Below are 22,727 nucleotides of genomic sequence, written 5' to 3' on the forward strand. Positions count from 1 at the left end.
TGTATCACTGCTCCTCATAGTTTCCGACTTTGCAGAGCATATAACCTGAAACTACCCCAACCATCCATCTCTGTCCAAACTTCTATACTGAATCGCTTCGGCAATATGAGAGGAAATAACATTTGGAGCAGCATCTAAATCGGCTATGGTTCGAGCTACTTTCAAAATCCGGTCATAAGCACGAGCAGACAAATTCAAGCGTTCCATGGCAGTTTTCAATAATTGTTTCGAAACATCATCGAGCGCACAATATTCGCGAATGTGTTTGGTATTCATTTGGGCATTGTAATGGATATTTTCCATTTGTTCAAAACGGTTAGTTTGAATTTCACGTGCAGATGTCACTCTTTTGCGAATATCAACACTACTTTCTGCTTTTCTATCATCGGAAAGTTTCTCAAAAGGAACTGGAGTTACTTCAATATGAATATCAATTCTGTCTAATAAAGGTCCCGAAATTTTGCTCAAATACCGTTGCATTTCGTGTGGCGAAGACGTTTGTGGAGAATCTGGATCATTAAAAAATCCACTTGGACTCGGATTCATACTCGCCACCAGCATAAACGAAGACGGATAAGTAACCGTAAACTTGGCTCTCGAAATAGTTACTTCTCTATCTTCTAATGGCTGACGCATTACTTCCAGAACATCACGTTTAAATTCCGGTAACTCATCCAGAAATAAAACGCCGTTGTGCGCCATAGAAATTTCACCCGGCTGTGGATAACTCCCTCCCCCGACAAGCGCCACGTTCGAAATAGTATGATGTGGACTCCTGAACGGTCGTTGATTCATCAAACCCACTTCTTTTAGTTTACCGGCAACACTATGAATTTTGGTGGTTTCGAGTGCTTCACGCAACGTCATGGGTGGTAAAATACTAGGCAAACGTTTAGCGAGCATAGTTTTTCCGGCTCCAGGTGGACCAATAAGAATAATATTATGTCCGCCGGCTGCTGCAATTTCCATGCACCGCTTGATACTTTCTTGCCCTTTTACATCCGAAAAATCAAACTCCGGAAAGTCTAATGTTTTATAAAACTCTGCTCTGGTATCTATAGTTGTAGGTTCTAAAGTTCCTTTGCCTTCAAGGAAATCAATTACTTCTTGCAGATTATCTACACCATAAACATTCAATCCGGCTACGATAGCCGCTTCTTTTACGTTTTGCTTTGGAAGAAAAAAACCTTTAAACCCTTCTTCTTTGGCTTTTATGGCAATGGGTAATGCACCGCGAATAGGCTGTAAACTTCCATCAAGTGAAAGTTCTCCCATAATGATGTATTTATCTATTTCATCTGCTTTTATTTGGGCGGAAGCCACGAGAATTCCAATGGCTAAAGTCAAATCATAGGCAGAACCCTCTTTTCGCAAATCGGCAGGCGCCATATTGATAGTGATTTTCTTGCCTGGCATGGCGTACCCATTATTTTTGAGTGCAGCGGCAATTCGGTAGCTGCTTTCTTTAATCGCATTGTCTGGTAAACCAACTAAGTGATACCCGATACCTTTATCAATATTGACTTCGACAGTAATAGTTGTGGCTTCGACACCAAAAACAGCACTTCCAAAAACTTTAACTAACATATCTTTAGATTTCTCTAAAAGTAAACAAAAATCAACATTATAATAGTAATCCTCCTATTAAATTTTAATTTTATATTATATCTGATGGAAATACTAACCCTATTTGAGTTCTCACTTCATCTACTATTTTGATAAGATCTAAACTGTTTTGATGGGACCAAAGAGTGCTTTCAATTTTATTTTCTTTGATACAACTGTGGCATTCTTCTATTTCATAAGTATATCCTTTGCCTTTTGTTGGCAATTTAAACTTCACTTTTCCATTATTTGTCACTAATGAATACGATTGTGCTTGATACCAAAGTGGATTCAAAATTATTCGGCCCGAGGTACCGCTTATTGTTGCTTTCATATTTGAAGAAGAAACAAAACTGGAATGTAAAACGGCTTGTGCTTGATTATAATTCAGAATCATGGCTGTTTGCAAATCAGCACCCGATTCATGAAAATTTGATTTTGCGAGAATTTCGTTTGGAATACCCAAAATTAAATAAGCTAGAAATAAAGGATATACTCCAATGTCTAAAAGAGAGCCGCCGCCTAACTTTAAATCGGTCATTCTATTACCATTTAGATTTTCAACATGAAAAGCAAAATCAGCATTAACGTATTTAACCGTTCCTATCTCTCCATTTTTAATTTTCAAAAGCGCTTCTCTGACGGACGGATTAAATCGGGTCCAAAAAGCTTCCATTAAAAATTTGTTGTTTTCCTTTGATGCTTCAATCATTTGCAACGCATCGGCATAACGCAAAGCAATTGGTTTTTCACACAGAACATGTTTATTGTTTTGTAACGCTTTAATCGTTATTGCTGTATGAGAATCATGGGGAGTCGCAATGTAAAGAATGTCAATTTCAGCATCTGCAATAATTTCTTCGTAGGATCCATATGCTTTTTTGCAATGATATAGTTGAGCAAATTCTTTCGCTTTATCTAAATTTCTTGAAGCCACAGCGGTTATTTCTGCTCCTTCAACAAGTAATAACTCTTTTGCAAATTGATGCGCAATAGATCCCAAACCAATAATACCCCACTTTACTTTTTCTTTCATTTTTATAGTATCATAAATTTTTTAACCAATAATTTTCAGCACACAAAAGCAATTTGAATGCAAAACTTAAAGAGCCCTGATTTACATTCAAATATAGTGCATCAATAGCACTTTTACAGAAAACAAGCCTTGAAAAACCATTCTGTAAAATGTTAATTATAGACTTAAAAAAAAGGGATTGACAAACCTAAATCTTAAATTAGCAAAACATTAGCACTGAAAACAGCTAATTTGAATTATTTTTGAAACTCATAAATTATATAAAATAAAACCATGGGACTATTTAACGCCATATTAGGCAACGCATCAGAAGTATCAATTGAAAATGTTTCTAAAGAGTTTCAACCCATTCTTATAGATGGAGAAATAATCGAAAAAGCATATAAACTCATCAAAGACATGTTTGTCTTTACCAATAAAAGATTAATCTTAGTCGAAAAACAATTGGTAGGAACCAAAGTGGATTATATGTCAATTCCATATTTCAATATCAAAAAATTTTCTAAAGAAAGCGCCGGAATACTCGATTTAGATGCCGAATTAAAAATTTGGCTGAACAATGATTCCGCTCCCATAGTGAAGCAATTTGGAAAAGGAGGTAATAATATAAATGAAGTATATAAAATCTTAAGCCAGCATATTTTAGGATAAATTAAAAGAATTATACAATAAAGGAGATACATTTTTAAATAAATGTATCTCCTTTTCTATTTTTAATACAAACATGTTCATTTTTAATAAATCTGCCTATTATTTCTTTTAAATACATTCAATAATTACCTCTAAAATCAATTAAAACCAATAATTAGGCATTAATAATTTATAAAATATCCCAATAATTTACAACATACCCATAAAATTACGGGGGGTAAAATATAAATATGATAAAAATTAATTTTTATTTATGATTTTTAATGGGGGTATGAAATGATTTTATATTTTTATCGAAATTTAAAACTAAAAACTAATAACTATGCGAAAGATTATTTTAAGTGTGATATTGATCACAATTTTGGTATTATCCCTTTTTTCAAATTATTTTCTTACTGAATCCACAACTTTAGGAGAACATGTTGTTGCCTTAAAATTAGATACTGGAGATACGGCTTGGATGATCGTTGCCTCAGCTCTTGTATTAATAATGACTCCGGGACTTGGTTTCTTTTACGGTGGTATGGTAGGTAAGAAAAATGTTATCAGTACCATGTTACAAAGTTTCATGGCTATGGTAATTGTAACTGTTCTTTGGGTTGTAATTGGATTTGGATTATGTTTTGGACCAACAATTGGTGGTTTTATTGGTAACCCAACATCAAATATGTTTTTTCAAGGTGTAGGCTCTAATACAGCTTGGGAATTAGCTCCAACTATTCCTTTTATCTTGTTTGCGTTTTTTCAAGCAAAATTTGCAATTATAACACCAGCTTTAATAACTGGAGCTTTTGCAGAACGCGTTCGTTTTTGGGCTTACTTATTATTCATGGTTTTATTTATATTATTGATATACGCTCCACTATGTCACATGACTTGGCATCCTGATGGAATGTTCTTTAAAATGGGAGTATTAGACTTCGCTGGTGGTACTGTAGTACACATGAGTGCTGGTTGGGCTGCTCTTGCAGGAGCAATGTTCTTAGGAAAAAGAAAAGTTCAAAAAGTAAATCCTGCTCGTATTACTTACGTATTATTAGGTACAGGTTTATTATGGTTTGGTTGGTTTGGTTTCAACGCAGGATCTGCTGTAGGTGCTAGCGGTCTTGCTGCACAAGCTTTAGGAACTACTACAGTTGCTGCTGCTGCTGCTGCAATGGCTTGGGTATTCCTTGATAAAATTTTAGGACACAAATTATCTGCAATGGGAGCTTGTATCGGTGCAGTTGTTGGTTTAGTTGCCATCACTCCTGCTGCTGGTTTCGTAAGCATTCCTCACGCAATGACAATTGGTATTATCGCAAGTATTATAAGTAACCTTGTAGTAAGCAAATTTCCTAAAGGAAAAATTGATGATGCTTTAGATGTATTTGCTTGTCACGGTGTAGGTGGTATGGTTGGTATGCTTTTAACAGGTGTATTTGCTTCAAAATCTGTAAATTCAATTGTAGGAGACAATCAAGGTTTAATTTTTGGTGATGCTACATTGTTTTTAATCCAATTAAAAGCGCTTGTTTTGGTTTCTATCTTCGCATTCTGTGCTTCTTACGCTTTATTCTTTATTGTTAACAAAATCACTCCATTAAGAGTTAGTGAAGACAAAGAAGAATTAGGATTAGATATTTCTCAACATGGTGAATATTTATAATAAATAAACCAATATCAAATAAATAACCAATTATTTAAAACACTCTAAAAATTAGTTTTTAGAGTGTTTTTTTTTTATCTCATACTTTCCATTTGGGCGTGCCACCATTAGAAAAAGGGGCTGCTCAAATTGTTTTAATAAAAGCCCCTTTCTCTAATGCTGTCGGGCTATACGCACTACTTCGGTAGTTTGCTGCTATCCCTCACGCAAAAAAACCAATAAACCCTACAACATTCCCCAAAAAAAAATCCCAATCTGTATTAGATTGAGATTTGATAGCAGTACGAATTGAAAATCATTAAATTAAATCTTATTTCAAATCAAACTTAAATATTAGCAAAAGCTATTTTTTAAATTTTGAAATTCCAATTTTCAACCAACTTTCGTATTCTTCAACAGAAACATAACTTATGGTTGGTTTAGCTGTATTAAGACTATTTCCTTCTAAATCAGTAAGAACATACAAAGGTTGCGTATTGGTTTTATATTTAGAAATCATAAAATCTGTCCACTTATCGCCTATCGTTTCAATTACAGAACCGGTTGTTTTCGAAGTGAATTGTTCGTTTTTTGGCAAGTCCCGTTTATCATCAACATACAATGATATCAAAACGATTTCGTTTTTCAACAGCGATAAAACACGATTGTCCGACCAAACATTATTCTCCATTTTTCTACAATTTACACATGCAAATCCAGTAAAATCAAGCATTATTGGTTTATTAACACTTTTGGCATAAGCCAATCCTTTTTCATAATCATCAAAAACCACAATCCCGTGCGGACCACTTTTAGCTCCCGATGGGAAAACTGCAATCGAATTTGAACCACCCGAACCTCCAACTCCAAAAGGACTTTCACCATATTCCATTGGTGGCGGAAAAGCGTTGATTAATTTTAATGGCGCTCCCCAAAGTCCAGGAATCATATATACCGTAAAAGACATCACTAATAATCCTAATAACAATCTGCCAACCGAAATATGAGGTAGCGGACTATCATGTGGTAAAGTAATTTTTCCAAATAAATAAAAGGCTAAAGCACCAAAAATAGCAATCCAAATCGCTAAGAATACTTCTCTTTCCAACAAATGCAATTGCAACACCAAATCAGCATTTGATAAAAATTTGAAAGCCAAAGCTAATTCCAAAAATCCTAAAACTACTTTTACCGTATTCAACCATCCACCCGATTTTGGCAAAGAATTCAACCAACCTGGAAACAAAGCAAAAAGCATAAACGGTAAGGCTAATGCTAATGAAAAACCAAGCATTCCTATAATTGGAGCAATCCCACCTTTTGAAGCAGCTTCTACCAAAAGTGTTCCAACTATTGGACCTGTACAAGAAAACGAAACAATCGCCAAGGCCAAAGCCATAAATAAAATACCAATTATTCCGCCTCTGTCTGCTTGATTATCAACTTTATTAGCCCAAGAATTGGGTAACATAATTTCAAAAGCCCCCAGAAATGAGGTGGCAAAAACAACTAATAAAACAAAAAATATCACATTAAACCAAACATTTGTCGACAATGCATTCAACGCATCGGCACCAAAAATCCAGGTTACTAAAAATCCTAAAAGAACATATATCAATATAATTGAAATCCCATAAATGATAGCATTCCGAATTCCAGCAGCTTTATTTTTACTTTGTTTGGTAAAAAAACTGACCGTCATAGGAATCATAGGAAAAACACAAGGCGTTAATAAAGCAGCAAATCCTGATAAAAAAGCGATAAAGAAAATTGACCACAAACCTCTTTGTGAAGCGGGTTTAGAATCCGATTTTTCTGTTTCTAAAGACGCAACTACCGGCTCCGCTTTAACCACTTCGGGTGAAACAATTGTATCCGCTTTCAAAGAATCGGTTGGCATCGTAACTACTGATTCAACACTTGAAACCGAAACAACTACTGAAGGAATATCAAATGTAAATTTCTTCTCTAAATTAATACAAGCATCTTTACAAACCTGATAATTTAAATCGACTTCAATTTTTGTAATCTTCAAATTAGTCACCGTTATCTCTTGTGTAATCTGAGCTTTTTTCTCAAAAAAAGTTTCATTTACACCAAAAATATCATTAAAAGCAGTTCTCGTTTTACTTTCTTTGGCTTTACCAACTAAGGTAAAATTTCCTTTTTGATTCTTAAAAATCACTTCCATTGGCAATGGTCCGCCATCTGGTGTAAATTGAGAATACATATGCCATTCGTTTTCTATTGTTCCGTTAAACGTAAGCAAATAGGTATTCCCTGATTTTTTTTCAATTTTGGTAGTCCATTTTACAGGATCTAAAATCTGAGCATTTCCTTTGGCAAAAGCCAAAAAAACAAGTAGTAAAAAAACAATTTTCTTCATTATTCAAGTTGTATTTTAAGCAGTTTTTTTGTTGTATTTGTAATTCTAAAACGGTCATCTTGCCGCATCCCTATGATCCAAACAATTTCAGTTCCAGAACAAAGTAACCAAACATTTTCTTTATCAATCAAAGATAATTTCTCGTCTTTAAAAAGTTTACTCACTTTCTTCGATTTTCCATTCATTCCAAAAGGTTGAAAACTATCTCCTTCTTTCCAATGCCGTAAAACTAATGGAAATTGCAATGCATCTTCGTCGACAAAGATAGTTGTATTTGAACCTATGCTAATGTCTGTTACTTTAGAAAACGAAAGATTTAAGGGAATATTAATTTGATTTTGAAGACTGTCAATGATATATTCTGTTTCTTCGTCAATGGTATGTAACGGACTTAAGATTAAAAAATCACGATCTTTCAACAATCTAAATTCAGCCGAAAAAACTTGTTTACCAGACTGACTGTCAACTAAATCATAAATATCGTCCCAAGCCGTAAAGCCAAATTCATTCAGCCATTGATACAAATACGATTTATAATTCGGTAATTTTTTTAACTGATTTAAATCAAAAAAAATAGCCTCTTCCTCCTGCTTTGCCACTTGCTGATACACCATAATGGAAGCATCTTCAACCAACATTTGCGCATCCTGCAAATAGTTTTGAGTGTTCTGAAAAGAGTCCATAAAATTAGGATTCAATTCTTTCAAAATCGGAATTAGATGATGTCGAATTTTATTGCGCAAATATTTATCCGAAGCATTACTGCTGTCTTCCCGCCATTCTATTTTATTTTCTTTGGCATAATGCTCAATTTCCTCACGCGTAAAACACAATAATGGCCGAATGACTTTATCATTTTGCTTCGGAATTCCGGTTAAACCTTCTAATCCTGTTCCTCGTGTCAAGTTAATAAGAAACGTTTCTATAGTATCATCCGCGTGATGTGCGGTAAGTAAATAATCGAAATTCTTAGCTTCTAATTGCTCGTAAAACCAGCTATAACGCAATTCTCTGGCAGCAACTTGTGTAGAAAGTTTATAATCTTTGGCAAAAGCCGTAGTATCAAATTGCGTTATAAAAATGGGGATGTTATTTTCCTGCGCATAGCTTTGAATGAAATTCTGATCCCCAAAACTTTCTAATCCGCGCAGTTGAAAATTACAGTGCAAAATTGCAATTTCAAAATCCAATTGTTGAAACAAATGCACTAAAACCATGCTGTCCAAGCCACCACTGACGGCCAAAAATAGTTTTTTTTGTTCCAAAAAAGGAAAGTCGTGAGCAATGTGTTTTTGGAGTTTCGCTAGCATTTTTCAAAAATAAAGATTAAAATTTAATATTGAATTTAGGAGGTAAAAGTTAAACAGTATTTTAACACAATACACAAAACAATTATATGGCGATTCAATTAAAAAAAGCTGTAATACTATTCTAAAACTTCAAGCATGGCTTTTGCTTTAAGCAAACATTCTTCGTATTCTTTTTCAGGATCTGATAAAGAAGTAATGGCACTTCCTACCGAAAAGGAAACGTATTCCTTTTCCTGATTATACAAAATACTTCGAATGACCACATTAAAATCAAAATCCCCGTTTGGCGTAAAATACCCTACTGCCCCACTATACAAACCGCGTTTGGTTTCTTCTAATTCCTCTATGATTTTCATCACCGAAAACTTTGGAGCTCCGGTCATACTTCCCATCGGAAATGTAGTTTTTATGGCATCAACCGCAGCATATTTAGAATCTAATTTTGATGTAATAGTAGAAATCATTTGATGCACCTGCAGGAACGAATAAATTCCGCAGGATTCCTTGACTTGAACAGAGCCTTTTTGGGCAGTTCGCGATAAATCATTCCGAACCAAATCAGTAATCATAATATTTTCGGCACGCTCTTTTGGGTCGGAAGCCAATTCTATTCTTGATTTTTCATCTTCAGCTGCTTCCAAAAACCGTTTCGCAGTTCCTTTTATTGGTTGGGAAATCAAATTATCACCTTCTTTTTTCAAATAACGTTCCGGCGAAGCAGAAAGTAAAAATTGCTTGTTATTTTTAAAAAAAACAGCAAAAGGCGGTTTTGAAATTTCATTGAGTTTTTGAAATTTCACTATGGGATTTAAAACTGCATTTTCGGCAAAAAACTCCATACAAAAATTAGCTTCATAAATATCTCCACGATGAATATGATCGAGCATGGCATTGACTTTCGATATATAATTGACTTTTGAAATTCGCTGTTGTACTGCAATTGTACTTGAAGCTACAGCTGTTTGCAATTGAAAAGTAGTAATTTCCTCGAAATCATCTTCCAATTCGTCCTCACACATATTCAGATATTGTATTTCGAGTTGATTTCCTCTCAATACAATTATTTTTTTAGGTTGAAAGAAGAATAAATCCGGAAATTCTAATCCATCAAAATTAGTGGAGGATAAAACCTCAATATCATTTTTTAAATCATAGGACAAATACCCAAAAAGCCAGTCTTTCGTAGTTTGTTGGTATTGTTTTAAATCTTCAAAAGCATTGAAATAATCGGTTTTTACAGACGTAAAAGCATCGACGGCAAGCATACAATCAAAACTCGAATATACTTCCGGATACGCATTACTGTCTAAAAAAACAACCTCTCGGAATTGTTGTGACCAAGCTAAAAGCTGCTGCTTAAAAGCTGCCAGATTAGAAATAGACTTATATATTGAAACTCTCAAAAACTAATTATTTTAGATTTCAAAATTACAATAAAAAATACCATCCATTAAAGTAGTTTTGAAAAGAATCTTCATTGGCTCATCTTCTTGAGGATTCTAAAAACATAGAAAAAAATATCATTGAGCGACCAAATAAATTTTAGCATCGTAATGTCAGATTTTTTGTTTATACGAAGTAGTAAATGAAATAAAACGTAACCTACTGACCAACTGATGATTTTTGTTTAAAAAAATTAATTATATTTGATATAGAATCAAACAAATCATAAAATAAAACGCTCCAAATTTTAGATTTTTGTGGATTTAGCAGTGCAAGAACTTTATTTTGAGAATTTAGTTAGGCATCAATAATACGTTTGGGATGGAAATGAAAGTGATATTGCACAATGTTATCTTATTTATTTAACCAATAAAAACCATATATTATGAAAATTGCTACTATCATTATCCGAACCTTAATTGGACTTTTACTGCTCTTTGCATCAATCAGTTATTTCTTGAACCTGATGCCTGAACCGGAAACTAACGGGAATTTTAAGGCTTTTAATGTTGGTTTAGTCGCATCAACTTATATCATGCCTTTAGCAAAAACAATCGAATTACTTTGTGGTCTGGCCTTTGTTTCCGGACGCTACGTGACTCTGGCTAATATTCTTATCATGCCGATAACCTTAAATATTCTATTCATCAATTTTTTTCTGTCACCAGATGGAATTCCAATTGCAATTCTGTTATTTTTAGGTAACCTATTTTTGATTTACAGATATTGGAATAATTATAAAAGTCTGTTCACAGCATAAGCTTATTTAAATTTTCCTATAAAAAAAACCCGATAGTCAGCTATCGGGTTTCCTTTTTATAAAAGTTTGATCAACTATTATATGTGTAATGCTCTATTATCTGTAGCTGCCAAAGCCGCTTCTTTTATAGCTTCTGCAAAAGTTGGATGCGCATGTGACATTCTTGAAATATCCTCTGCTGATGCTTTAAATTCCATTGCAGTTACTGCTTCGGCAATTAAATCTGCTGTTCTGGCTCCAATCATATGAACTCCCAGAACTTCATCAGTTTTTGCATCGGCTAATATTTTTACAAATCCATCTAAATCTCCGCTGGCACGAGCACGACCTAAAGCTTTGAAAGGAAAACTTCCCACTTTATACTCAGCTCCCGAAGCTTTTAATTGCTCTTCCGTTTGTCCCACTGCAGCCACTTCTGGCCAAGTATAAACAACACCTGGAATTAAATTATAATCAATATGTGGTTTTTGTCCAGCAATAATTTCAGCAACCATTGTTCCTTCTTCTTCTGCTTTGTGAGCCAACATGGCACCTCGAACGACATCACCAATCGCATAGATATTTGAAACTGAAGTCTGTAAATGATCGTTTACTTCTACTTGTCCTCTGTCTGAAATTTTCACACCTGCTTTATCAGCATTCAATCCATCCGTATACGGACGACGACCTACAGAAACTAATGAATAATCTCCTTCTAAAGTAATCGTTTCTCCTTTTGCATTTTCGGCTTGAACAACAACCGCATCTCCATTTCTTTCTACTGATTTCACTTTGTGTGAAACATAGAATTTCATGCCTTGTTTTTTCAATACTTTAGTCAATTCTTTAGACAACGCACCATCCATTCCGGGAATAATTCGGTCCATAAATTCTACTACTGAAACTTGCGCTCCCAATCGTAAATATACTTGTCCTAATTCGATTCCAATTACTCCACCACCAATAATAACAAGGTGTTTCGGCACTTGTTTAAGAGCCAAAGCTTCCGTAGAAGTAATGATTCTTTCTTTGTCAATTTTAATAAAAGGCAAAGAAGATGGTTTTGAACCGGTTGCAATAATGATATTTTTTCCTTCTATTGTTTCTGAACTTCCATCGGCTTTTGCAATAGCGACATGTGTAGCATCTACAAATGAACCTAAACCATTGAAAACAGTCACTTTATTTTTATCCATTAAGTAATTGATTCCGCCAGAAGTTTGATCTACAACTGCTTGTTTGCGGGCAATCATTTTTTCTAAATTCACTTTTACTTCACCGGAAAGTTCAATTCCGTGATCAGCAAAATGGGCAATTTCTGCATAATGATGCGAAGAAGACAACAATGCTTTTGATGGAATACAACCAACATTCAGACAAGTACCGCCAAGTGTCGAGTATTTCTCTATAATAGCTGTTTTGAAACCTAACTGTGCGCAACGAATTGCTGATACATATCCGCCGGGACCTGAACCTATAATGACTACGTCAAATGAACTCATAGTATGTGTTTTTATTTTTTAGTGTTGCAAAATTAAGGAATTAAGTTTTGTTTAAAGTTCAAAGTTTAAGGTTTTTTGTTACGAAAATGATGTTCTTTTCTTTATTTCAACAGATAATCCCAAATTTCTTCTCCTGTTTACTGAATTTGGATTCAAAAATAGATAGTTTCTAAAGTTCGACAACCGTTGTACTTTTGACTTCGCTAATCATAAAAGTGCTGTGTGTACTTCCAATATGTTCTAATGTGGTGAGTTTTGTGACCAAAAAAGCTCTGTAGGCTTCCATGTCTTTGACTACAATTTTGAGAATATAATCATAATCGCCACTTACATGATGGCATTCTAAAACTTCTTTGAGCTGAATGACTTCATTTTCAAATTTATCAATAAATTCTTTGGTATGCTGAATGAGTTTGAGATGACAAAAAACTACAAATCCTTTTTCGACTTTAGCACGATTGAGCAAAACAACATATTTGTCGATAATTCCTTCACGCTCCAATTTTTTAATCCGTTCGTAAACGGCCGTTACCGAAAGATGGAGTTTCAAAGACAATTCTTTGGTTGTTTTTTTGGTGTCATTTTGCAATAAATACAAAAGTTTTTTATCGATGGAATCTAATGTCATGGTCTTAAAGGTTTTGAATTTGAAATAAAATCTATAAAAATCCTGTTTACGAAACGAATTTAGAAAAATAATTTAACAAAAATATATTTAGCAGTTTTTAAATCTAATTAAAAACAACATCATTGATTATTAATCTAAAATAAAGTTATTTTGATGTAGAATTTCTTGATATAACGAAATGCCCTAGCCCCGATAGCAGTGAAAATCCTTTCTCTTCCTGACTTTTCAGGAGGAGAAAGATTGTAACGGATAGCGGGATTAAGCTCCTAAAAAATAAACTATGAAAAATTTTAATCCAGCAGATAACATTCAGGATTTACAGTACTTTGGAGAATTTGGAGGTGTAAATCCATCAATTTCCGATTCATCAACCTATACTTTTCTTTCAGCAAAAACGATGTTTGATACTTTTGAGGGGAATATGGAGGGTTGTTACTTGTATTCGCGCCATTCATCGCCTAGCAATTTGTATTTAGATAAAGCCTTGGCAGCAATGGAAGGAACGGAAACGGCCAATGTTTCGGCATCGGGAATGGGCGCAATAACTCCAACTTTGCTGCAATTGTGCGGTTCTGGCGACCATATTGTTTCGAGCAGAACTATTTATGGCGGAACCTATGCTTTTTTGAAGAATTTTATTCCCCGATTAGGCATCAAAACTACTTTTGTAAACATCACAAAACTTACAGCTGTTGAGGCGGCAATTACTCCGGAAACAAAGGTTTTATACTGTGAAACGGTGAGCAATCCTTTGCTTGAGGTGGCTGATATTGCGGGCTTGTCTAAAATTGCAAAAAAATACAATTTGACTTTTGTGGTTGATAATACCTTTTCACCACTTTCGGTTTCGCCGATAAGATTAGGGGCAGATATTGTGATTCACAGCCTGACAAAATACATAAACGGAAGTAGCGATACTGTGGGCGGCGTGACATGTGCTTCCCGAAGTTTTATTGATTCCTTGAAAAATGTAAATTCGGGCGCAAGCATGCTTTTAGGCCCTACAATGGATAGTTTACGGTCGGCAAGCGTGATGAAAAACTTGCACACATTACACATCCGAATCAAACAACACAGCCACAATGCTCTTTATTTAGCAACTCGTTTTGAAAAAGACGGACTGAAAACCGTTTATCCAGGATTAAAAAGTCATCCGAGTCATGCGCTGTACAAAAACATGATTAATCCAGAATATGGTTTTGGAGGAATGATGACTATTGATGTGGGCACTTTGGCGAAAGCCAATGAATTGCTGGAATTAATGCAATCTAAAAATTTGGGCTATTTGGCCGTAAGTTTAGGTTTTTACAAAACATTATTTAGCGCTCCGGGAACTTCAACATCCAGCGAAATCCCAATTGAAGAACAACTGGAAATGGGCTTGACCGATGGTTTAATTCGGTTTTCTATTGGCTTGGACAACTCTATCGAAAGGACGTATGAAATGATGAAAACGTGTATGATTGAATTGGGAATTTTGAAAAAATAAGGTTTAATTATTTTAATTTGTTTATTTACTTGTTTGTAGAATCCGTTTGAAAGCCATTTTCGAACGGATTTTTTTATATAAAAAAACCGACTTTCAATGAAAGTCGGTTTTGTATATTTATAACTTATATTGTTTTATACAAGGTTCAATTTACTGTTTTTTCGGCTGAAGCCAAAGTAAATAACCAAACCAATCAAAAGCCAAATTCCGAAATAAATCCAATTCCAAACACTCAATTCTGCCATCATATATAAACAACAGATTAAACCTAAAAGTGGAATCAAGGATAAATTTTCTTTGTAAGACCAAACTGTTAATCCAACTAAAACGATAAGGAAAATCCACATTGGAATTTTGTGCTTGAATAAATCAAAACCACTTTCGTATTTGATGGAATCCGAAATTGGTAATCCCGCCACAACCGAAGCATACTTCGCATCATCTTGCTGGTATTGACTTAATAAATGTTCAATATCCTGTGTTTGTTCGGTACTGTTTTTGGCATCAATACCCACTAAATAATCATATACTTTTTGAGTTTCCTCTTTGTTTAATGACGTTATGATATAAGAAGAATTGTTGATTTGAGTTTCATTTGTGATGAAATCCATGGTCGCTTTTTTGTTAAAACCAAAAGAGAATACTAAACCAATAATAATTAAAATCGGCATGATAAATTTAGAATTTACATAAGGCGTTTTGAATTTTCCTCTCGGAATATCGGTTTTATTTTGCAAAGCCAATACTCCAGCGCAAACCAAAACAAAGGCAAATAAAGTTCCAATACTACACAAATCCGTCACCATTGTTAAATTCAAAAACAAAGCGGGAACCGCTACCACAAATCCGGTTACGATGGTTGCATAAGAAGGCGTTTTATATTTTGGATGTACTTTAGAAAAACGTTTTGGCAACAATCCGTCACGACTCATACTCATCCAGATACGAGGCTGTCCCATTTGAAATACTAACAAAACACTGGCCATCGCAACTACAGCACTTACGGCAATAATTCCAGACATCCATTTTAAATCTAATTTTTCGAATACAAATGCTAATGGATCTCCAACATTTAATTCAGTATAACTTACCATTCCCGTTAAAACCAACGCAATCGCAATATATAGAAGTGTACAAATAATAATCGCCCACATCATTCCTTTTGGCAAATCGCGTTGTGGATCTTTACATTCCTCGGCTGTGGTTGAAATAGCATCAAAACCAATATAGGCAAAAAACACTGCAGAAACTCCTTTCAATACACCTGTTACTCCATTTGGTGCAAAAGGATGCCAATTAGCGGTATCCACATAAAAAATACCAACCGCTATAACCAAAAGAACGATACATAATTTCACAACCACCATTATATTACTCGCATTACGGGATTCTTTCATCCCACGATAAATTAATGCCGTAATTAAAACAATAATCAATAAAGCCGGTAAATCCGCTACAAAATGGAAAGAACCAATCACCGGTGAAGTGGTCCAGGCCATATAAGAATCTTGCAACGCCGGACTCAAATTAGCATATACTTTTCCGCCTTGCATGAGTGCTGTGGCATCATCAAAACCTTTAGAAGCCGTTAAATAATCCATTTGAACCCATTGTGGCAAATGAAGTCCGCCACTTTCGAGTAATCCGGTAAAATAATCACTCCAAGAAATGGCGACGGTTATGTTCCCAACAGAATATTCCATGATAAGAGCCCAACCAATAATCCAGGCTATAATTTCACCAAAGGCAACATAGGAATACGTATAAGCACTACCGGAAACTGGAACCATCGAAGCAAATTCAGCATAAGCAAAGGCTGCAAAACTACACGCAATAGCGGTAAACAAGAAAAGAAATATAACTGCAGGACCACCATCAGCGCTGGCTTTACCTATTGTACTAAAAATCCCGGCTCCTACAATTGCAGCAATACCAAAAGCAGTTAAATCACGGGCAGTCAAGTGTTTCCCTAAGGCTTCATGTCCGTCAGCATTATTTTTTTCAACCTGTTTTAAAATATCTTGTACTGTCTTTTTTCTAAATAAACTTGTAAGCGCCATATTGTAAATTTTATCATTAAAAATTAATATACTGTAAATTTTGCGGTTTTTATTAAAAGTAATGCAAATTTATTAAAAACCAAATATATAAAAGAATTTTACTTTTTCAAGTATTGACATCATTTATTTTTATTTCTAAATAAAAAGTCAAAAATAACCTTTTAAAAACAAGAAAAAATTAATCTGAGTTAAAATTACTGACTATATCGAAAATCCCTTTGTGCAAATGAAAATCAATTCTTTATGACAAACAACTTCTCAAAATAGTAACAGGATGCAACGCTTCTCTTTTTGTTCCGTCAAAAATTTGATGGCGACAACTGGTTCCGGCCGCTGCAATTGCTGTGGTTTCACTTGTGGCTCGCACCTTTGGAAACAACGTATCTTCGCCCATTTGCATACTTATGTCATAATGTTCTTTTTCATAACCAAAAGAACCTGCCATCCCGCAACAACCGGAATTGTATATCGTAACCGAACTGTTTTGGGGTAAATTCAACATGGCAAATGTGGCTTCAACAGAACTCAATGATTTTTGATGACAATGTCCGTGAATTTTTATTTCTTTTTGAACATCAGAAAACTGACCCGAATGTATTTTTCCGGATGTTATTTCTTTTTTAAAAAATTCTTCTATTGTGAATACGTTTTTCGAAAGTTTTTGAGCACTTTCTTTGTCATCTGCTAATCGAAGATATTCGTCTCTAAAAGTCAATATCGCTGATGGTTCTATTCCTATTAAAGGAAAATCTTCAGAAATCAAATCAGAAAAAATAGATACATTACTATTGGCGATTGCTTTGGCTTCTTGCAAAAATCCTTTCGAAAGGAAAGCTCTTCCACTTTCTTCATGGTCAACAATTTCGACTTCATAACCTAATTTTGTCAATAGTTCAAAAGCATCTATTCCTACTGAAACATCATAAAAATTGGTAAATTCATCACAAAATAAATAGACTTTCCCGTTCGGAAAAGAATCGGTCTTTGGCTCATCTGCTTTATTTTCATACCATTTTCTAAAAGTCTTTGGAGCCAAAAGTGGTACTTGCCTTTGAGGTGCAATCCCCATTCTCTTTTTTACAAAAGGCAAATTGACCATATAATTGGTAATCCGTGGCGTTATACTTCCCAGATTATTAAGTCTGGCATTGAATGCAAATATTTTATTACGAAGGGAAAATCCGTTTGCTTTTTGATATTGGTACAAAAACTCTGCTTTCAAGGCGGCAACATCAACATTACTTGGACATTCGCTGGCACAAGCTTTGCAACTCACACACAATTCAAAAACCTGATACAGTTCTTCGTAATCAAATTTATTGTCTTTATCCGAATTAGTAAGGTATTCACGAAGTGCGTTTGCGCGAGCGCGAGTAGTGTCTTTTTCGTTTCGGGTAGCGCGATAACTGGGACACAAAGTTCCGCCTGCCGATGGTAATTTTCTACAATCGCCGGAACCATTACATTTTTCGGCAGCTCGCAAAATCCCCATACTATCCGAAAAATCCTGAATCGTTTGGATTTCCGGTTCGACTCTCCCCGATTCCATCCTCAGATTCTCATCCATTTTGGGTGTATTTACAATTTTACCTTCATTTAAAATCGTATTGGGATCAAACGCTGCTTTAATTCGTTTCAACAATTCATAATTGGTTTCGCCAATCATAAAAGGAAGAAATTCACCGCGTACAATTCCATCACCATGTTCCCCGCTCAATGAACCTCTATATTTTTTGACCAAAACGGCCACTTCGGTCGCGATGGTTCTAAACAATTTTAAATCTTCTTTTTTCTTTAAATTCAAAACCGGTCGCAAATGCAATTCGCCTGCTCCGGCATGAGCATAATAAATGGCTTCCTGGCCGTATTTTTTCATCATAGCCGCAAATTCAGCAATATAATCCGGTAAATCACTTAATTCAACCGCAGTATCTTCTATTGAATCGGCGGCTTTATCATCACCTACAATACTTCCCAAAAGTCCAAGACCCGCTTTTCGCAACTCATTTATTTTATCGATATCTAAACCATAAATTTTAGGCAATGCATAGCCAAAATTATGCAGTTCAAGATCAGCTATCAAAGCATTCGCTTGTGATTCGGCATCTTCCATACTGTGTGAAGCGACTTCAAGCATAATAACCGCCTTGGGATCTCCTTGTATAAAAAAACTGTTTTTGGCTTGTTCTCTGTTGGTTTTTGTACAATTCAAAATAGTGTCATCCATCATTTCACAGGTGTACAAATGATGTTTCATGGCTATCATTACCGCTTCTAGACTTTCTTGAATGGTATGAAAATGAGCTACAACCATAACATTATTCGTCGGTGGCAAATCATCTGCTTTCAACGTGATTTCGGTTGTAAAAGCTAAAGTTCCTTCACTTCCGCAAAGTAATTTTCCTAGATTTATTGTTTTTTCAGTTCCGGAAAACAATTCTGACTGCAATAATAAATCGACTGCATAACCGGTATTTCGTCTGTGAATCTCTGGTTTTGGAAATTCCTTTATAATTTCTTTTTGAGTCGCTTCATTCGAAAGTTCCTCGTAAATGGTTTTGTAAATTTTGCTTTCAAGCGAATCCCCTTTCGTCTTTTCTATAAATTCTTCCGAAGAAAGTTCCTTGAAAACCACCGAAGTACCGTCGCTCAAAAGCGCTTTTATTTCAACAATTTTATCCCTTGTAACGCCATAGCGAATCGAAGTGGTTCCAGATGAATTATTACCAACCATCCCGCCTATCATACACCGATTTGAGGTTGAAGTATTGGGACCAAAAAACAATCCGTGTGGTTTTAGAAACAAATTCAATTCATCCCGAATGACGCCGGGTTGTACAGTAACGGTTTTTTTGTTGGCATCAAAAGAAACTATTTTGGTAAAATATTTAGATACATCAACGATAATTCCACTTCCTACCGTTTGTCCCGCCAAAGAAGTTCCTGCGGTTCTGGGCGTAAGAGAAATTTTATTGGCATTGGCAAAATGAATCAATTTAGTGATATCACCAACCGTTTTAGGTAAAGCAACAGCTATCGGCCTGAATTTATAGACAGAAGCGTCGGTAGAATAAATGGTTTTATGAAGTTCATCATATAAAAGTGTTCCTTCTAATGATGCGGACAATTGCTTTAATGGCAAAGAGTTTAACATGGCTATTATAGTATTATGCTTGTTTTGAAACTTTGAAAACAGCTTCTTCCGACAAATATAAAAATTTATAACGCATGAAAATTTAATAAATCAAATAAGAAAACAAGACCTTTTTTAATCCAATTGATTCTTTGGCACGGTCTTTCCTGATAAATACTTTTGAAAGAGAATTAGCAACCTAATTTTTATCAAAATTTTATCGGATTAACTTCGCTAAAAAAGCTATTTTTGAACTCTTTAAAAATGTATCGATTAATGATTAAAAACTGTTTTAATACTATCCTGATTTTATTTTTTTTATTTTCGTTTTCAAACGGAAATGCACAAAAAAATATCTTGTACCCTAAAAATGAATTCCGGGCAGTCTGGATTGCTACGGTAGTCAATATCGATTGGCCAAAAAATGGCGTAGATGCCGTAGAAAAACAAAAAACAGATTTTCTTGAAATTTTAGACACCTATAAAAAACTAAATTACAACGCCGTAATTGTTCAGATTCGCAGTGTTGGCGATGCTTTTTACCCATCTGAACTGGCACCGTGGTCGCGTTATTTAACGGGTAAAGAAGGACAATCGCCAAAACCTTATTTTGATACTTTGGCTTGGATGATTGCTGAAGCTCACGCCAGAGGTTTTGAATTTCATGCCTGGCTTAATCCCTTTCGCGCCACATTCGATTTAAAAACAGAAACCTTAAGTCCAAAACATGACCTTTTTAAACATCCGGAATGGATGATTAAATATGGCGGAAAATACTATTACAATCCTGCCCTGCCCGAAGTACAAAACCATTTAACGGCCGTTGTGGAAGAAGTAGTTCAGAATTATGATATCGATGCCATTCATTTTGATGATTATTTTTATCCTTACACGATTAGCGGAGAACAATTTAATGACACCCAATCTTTTGAAAAATACGGAAACGGACTCAGCTTGGCCGATTGGAGACGCTCGAATGTGAGTAATTTTGTCAAAAATATTTCCTTTAGAATCAAAGAATGCAAGCCTTGGGTACAATTTGGAATCAGTCCTTTTGGGGTTTGGCGCAATAAATCAGTAGATCCAAAAGGTTCTGACACACAATCCGGACAAACCAATTACGACGATTTATATGCAGATCCAATTGCCTGGATGGACAATAACTGGATTGATTACATCCTGCCACAATTGTATTGGAGCTTGGATCATCCAAAAGCTTCTTATTCTAAATTACTGAAATGGTGGTCGGAAAACTCAAAAAATACAGCAATTTATATTGGCAACAGTACCTACAAAATAAGAATGGATGCCGATAAAAAATGGAACCTTCCGAATGAAATACCAAATCAGATTGATTTTACCAGAACTTTTGCAAATGTGCAGGGAAATGCTTTTTTTAGCGCCAAATGGTTTGTAGAAAAAAATCAGGATGTGGCGAATTTACTTCTTGACAATCAATATAAATTCCCTGCAATTCCTCTTGCGGTTCCGCATCTGAGAAAAATTGTTGTTGATATTCCGGTCATAAATGCTATTGTTCGAGATACGGCAACTTGCCATTTTACAATAAAAAACCCACTGAATACAAAGGTGCGATATGTTGTAATTTATGCCGCAAAAAACGACATACAAATAGATGTAAATGATCCAAGTCAAATTGTAGATAAAATTGCTTTTGAAGATAAAAGCGGTAGTATTTATGTCTCTGTTCCCAATAAAAAATTAGAAGAAAATAAAACATGTGCAGTTACTTTTATCGATTTTTACGGCAATGAAAGCGTTGCCAGTTTAGTCGCTGTTCCTGACACAAGTAAAACCAATTAATGTACTAAAAATGAACACAGACAAAAGTCCTTGGTTTTGGATTCCTTTATTGAATTTCGCTTCCGGATTGCCTTACGCAATTATTATTTCAGTTTCGGTAATCATGTACAAGAGTCTGGGAATCAATAATGAAGATATTGGTATTTATACTAGCTTATTATACTTACCCTGGGTTATAAAACCATTATGGAGCCCTTTTATAGACCTGAACGGAACCAAAAGAAAATGGTTTTTAAGCATGCAATTACTCATCTCGATTGCGTTTTTAATTGTGGGCTTAACCATACCTTTAAGCAACTTTTTTATCTTGAGTTTAGCCGTATTTTGGATTGCAGCTTTTGCATCGGCATCAAATGATGTGGCGAGTGACGGATTTTATTTATTAGCCTTAGAAAAAGAACAACAATCTTTTTTTCTGGGAATCAGAAGTACTTTTTACCGCCTTTCTATGTTAACCGGAAATGGATTGATTGTAATCATTGGCGGCTATCTCGAACACTTGTATGGCGACAAACACAAAGCTTGGTCGTACACAATGATATTGGTGGCTTTACTAATGATTTTTCTAACGGTTTATAATTATTTTATGACGCCCAAAACAGCAGAAATCGCTGTTGAAAAAAATACAGAAAGTCAACACAACAAAAGCTTTGGAACTGTATTTATTTCCTTTTTTCAAAAAAAACAAATTGGTCTGATTCTGGCTTTTATCTTATTGTTTCGTTTAGGTGAATCCCAATTATTAAAAATGCTGACCCCTTTTTTAATCGATGCCAAAGAAGTTGGCGGAATGGGTTTAAGCACTGAAGACATTGGAATTATCTACGGAACTTTTGGTGTTTTCGCCTTAGTTATTGGCGGAATATTAGGCGGAATAGCTATTTCAAAAAACGGATTAGGCAAATGGATGATGCCCATGTTTTTGATGATGCATTTACCCATTATAGGTTTTATTTCATTAGCACATTTTCATCCTAGTTCCATACTCTACATTTATTTAGTGGTAGTGGTGGAACAATTTGGCTACGGTTTCGGTTTTGCCGCTTTTATGATGTACCTCATTTATGTAGCCGAAGGCGAATCAAAAACATCACATTATGCTATTGCAACTGGTTTCATGGCTTTAGGAATGATGATTCCCGGAATGTTAAGCGGTTATATCCAAGCGTATTTGGGGTATGGCAACTTCTTTATTTGGGTTTTATGCGCTACAATTCCAGGACTGATTTTATCTCGGTTTTTAATTTTCCCAAATGATTTCGGAAAAAAATCAGAACAAAAAGAAGCGTAATTT

At 35.0% G+C, this 22,727-nt stretch carries 15 protein-coding genes; 6 read left to right on the plus strand and 9 right to left on the minus strand.

The features are described from left to right. Positions 1-51: 51 nt before the first annotated feature. Positions 52-1,587 carry a YifB family Mg chelatase-like AAA ATPase gene (locus O6P34_RS12915; RefSeq protein ID WP_269684925.1) on the minus strand — a complete coding sequence of 512 codons (1,536 nt, stop codon included), beginning with the start codon at positions 1,585-1,587 and terminating at the stop codon, positions 52-54. A gap of 70 nt (positions 1,588-1,657) precedes the next feature. Continuing rightward, complete coding sequence (locus O6P34_RS12920; RefSeq protein WP_269684926.1) at positions 1,658-2,641, minus strand: Gfo/Idh/MocA family protein; 984 nt, start codon at positions 2,639-2,641, stop codon at positions 1,658-1,660. Positions 2,642-2,914: 273 nt separating this feature from the next. Here O6P34_RS12920 and O6P34_RS12925 point away from each other — a divergent pair, with 273 nt between their 5' ends. Continuing rightward, on the plus strand, positions 2,915-3,292 hold the full coding sequence (locus tag O6P34_RS12925) for a PH domain-containing protein (RefSeq protein ID WP_269684927.1): 378 nt from the start codon (positions 2,915-2,917) through the stop codon (positions 3,290-3,292). A gap of 322 nt (positions 3,293-3,614) precedes the next feature. After that, positions 3,615-4,940, plus strand: coding sequence for an ammonium transporter (locus O6P34_RS12930; RefSeq protein ID WP_269684928.1), 1,326 nt, complete (start codon positions 3,615-3,617; stop codon positions 4,938-4,940). 343 nt (positions 4,941-5,283) lie between these two features. Here the strand turns inward: O6P34_RS12930 and O6P34_RS12935 are convergent, their stop codons facing one another. From O6P34_RS12935 to O6P34_RS12945, 3 genes are all read right to left on the minus strand, one after another. Further along, on the minus strand, positions 5,284-7,305 hold the full coding sequence (locus O6P34_RS12935) for a protein-disulfide reductase DsbD family protein (RefSeq protein WP_269684929.1): 2,022 nt from the start codon (positions 7,303-7,305) through the stop codon (positions 5,284-5,286). Continuing rightward, complete coding sequence (tilS, locus tag O6P34_RS12940; RefSeq protein WP_269684930.1) at positions 7,305-8,615, minus strand: tRNA lysidine(34) synthetase TilS; 1,311 nt, start codon at positions 8,613-8,615, stop codon at positions 7,305-7,307. The genes O6P34_RS12935 and tilS overlap by 1 nt, the downstream gene beginning before the upstream one ends. Before the next feature lie 116 nt (positions 8,616-8,731). After that, entirely contained in the window at positions 8,732-10,018 is a 1,287-nt protein-coding gene (locus O6P34_RS12945) for an anthranilate synthase component I family protein (protein ID WP_269684931.1), read from the minus strand. 425 nt (positions 10,019-10,443) lie between these two features. On the opposite strand from O6P34_RS12945, the gene O6P34_RS12950 reads away from it, so the two are divergent. Further along, positions 10,444-10,818: a DoxX family membrane protein gene (locus O6P34_RS12950; RefSeq protein ID WP_269684932.1), complete on the plus strand. Its 375-nt coding sequence runs from the start codon at positions 10,444-10,446 to the stop codon at positions 10,816-10,818. A gap of 77 nt (positions 10,819-10,895) precedes the next feature. On the opposite strand, the gene lpdA is transcribed toward O6P34_RS12950, so the two are convergent. Both lpdA and O6P34_RS12960 read right to left on the minus strand, forming a co-directional pair. Next, a complete protein-coding gene (lpdA, locus tag O6P34_RS12955) occupies positions 10,896-12,299 on the minus strand; it encodes a dihydrolipoyl dehydrogenase (protein ID WP_269684933.1) in 1,404 nt (467 codons plus the stop codon). 169 nt (positions 12,300-12,468) lie between these two features. Continuing rightward, the gene (locus tag O6P34_RS12960; protein ID WP_269684934.1) at positions 12,469-12,927 is read right to left on the minus strand and encodes an Lrp/AsnC family transcriptional regulator; all 459 of its coding nucleotides are present in this window, start codon (positions 12,925-12,927) and stop codon (positions 12,469-12,471) included. A 280-nt stretch (positions 12,928-13,207) separates the two neighbouring features. Here O6P34_RS12960 and O6P34_RS12965 point away from each other — a divergent pair, with 280 nt between their 5' ends. Next, on the plus strand, positions 13,208-14,416 hold the full coding sequence (locus O6P34_RS12965) for an aminotransferase class I/II-fold pyridoxal phosphate-dependent enzyme (RefSeq protein WP_269684935.1): 1,209 nt from the start codon (positions 13,208-13,210) through the stop codon (positions 14,414-14,416). A 134-nt stretch (positions 14,417-14,550) separates the two neighbouring features. Here O6P34_RS12965 and O6P34_RS12970 read toward each other — a convergent pair whose 3' ends face one another. Both O6P34_RS12970 and O6P34_RS12975 read right to left on the minus strand, forming a co-directional pair. Then, positions 14,551-16,476 (minus strand): amino acid permease, encoded by a 1,926-nt coding sequence (locus tag O6P34_RS12970; protein ID WP_269684936.1) that lies wholly within the window; start codon positions 16,474-16,476, stop codon positions 14,551-14,553. 241 nt (positions 16,477-16,717) lie between these two features. After that, positions 16,718-19,630, minus strand: coding sequence for an FAD-binding and (Fe-S)-binding domain-containing protein (locus tag O6P34_RS12975; protein WP_269684937.1), 2,913 nt, complete (start codon positions 19,628-19,630; stop codon positions 16,718-16,720). Between the two features lie 228 nt (positions 19,631-19,858). Here O6P34_RS12975 and O6P34_RS12980 point away from each other — a divergent pair, with 228 nt between their 5' ends. Both O6P34_RS12980 and O6P34_RS12985 read left to right on the plus strand, forming a co-directional pair. Beyond that, a complete protein-coding gene (locus O6P34_RS12980; protein ID WP_349293437.1) occupies positions 19,859-21,433 on the plus strand; it encodes a glycoside hydrolase family 10-like protein in 1,575 nt (524 codons plus the stop codon). Between the two features lie 10 nt (positions 21,434-21,443). Beyond that, positions 21,444-22,724 (plus strand): MFS transporter, encoded by a 1,281-nt coding sequence (locus O6P34_RS12985; RefSeq protein WP_269684938.1) that lies wholly within the window; start codon positions 21,444-21,446, stop codon positions 22,722-22,724. Positions 22,725-22,727 lie beyond the last annotated feature (3 nt).

It is taken from the genome of Flavobacterium lacustre, assembly GCF_027474525.2.
GTDB classification, from domain to species: Bacteria; Bacteroidota; Bacteroidia; order Flavobacteriales; family Flavobacteriaceae; genus Flavobacterium; species Flavobacterium lacustre.